The organism is Vibrio sp. 1727, from assembly GCF_033344415.1.
Classification (GTDB): Bacteria; Pseudomonadota; Gammaproteobacteria; order Enterobacterales; family Vibrionaceae; genus Vibrio; species Vibrio alginolyticus.
This window is the reverse complement of record NZ_JAWPOT010000423.1, coordinates 1-608: the sequence shown is the minus strand read 5'-3', so window position 1 is coordinate 608 and position 608 is coordinate 1. Positions and strand designations below refer to the sequence as shown.

1 protein-coding gene and 1 pseudogene are annotated in these 608 nt (G+C 44.1%); both read right to left on the bottom strand.

Annotation, left to right across the window (positions count from 1 at the left end; translation table 11 throughout):
* Window positions 1-335: hypothetical protein (locus R8O10_RS26120; RefSeq protein ID WP_318192083.1), on the bottom strand; the 335-nt coding region annotated here is incomplete at its 3' end.
* A pseudogene (locus R8O10_RS26115) lies at window positions 332-608 on the bottom strand (pilus assembly protein CpaC); the annotation flags it as partial. The gene R8O10_RS26120 and the pseudogene R8O10_RS26115, both read right to left, overlap by 4 nt.

Genomic DNA, 608 nt, shown 5'->3' with positions numbered 1-608 from the left:
AGTAGCAGATCGCTATCTATAGTGCTATTAGGCTTTAGTTCGAACGAGTCCGCACGCAAAGGTAATGTAGCTCTCGTTTTCAGGGTATGCTGTACCACTTTTTTCCCTTTGCTGTTGCGATATTCCAATAAATAATGGCCTCCGGAATCGATCTCACTGACTTTGTCGATGATGTCTCCGAGCTGCTCTGCAGATTCCGATACCGATTTTATCGTTAATTGATACACATGCGTTTCTGGGTAAATTAGGGCCTCTACGCCAGAGCCCGAAAAGTAACGCTCTGCACAGCCAGTGAGTAGAATGATACCTAACAATGTCATTAATGTTCGTCTCATTGGATGAATCCTCCCTGAGAAAGCAATTTGATGGTGGGGTCATTGCCTTTATTGCCAACGTCATTAGTATCCACGTTAAACCAACGGTGCAGAGTTGAGGTTTTTCTGATGTATGGAAGTTGAATCTCTTTATTCTTTATTGGCTTAACAAGATTGACTGTGGCAACAATGATCAACTCTGTATGGCGTCGGTCTGTGGATGCTTTCCGAAATGCCGCTCCCAAGATAGGCACATCACCCAGTAGAGGGGTTTTCTGTAACTCTTCAAGATCG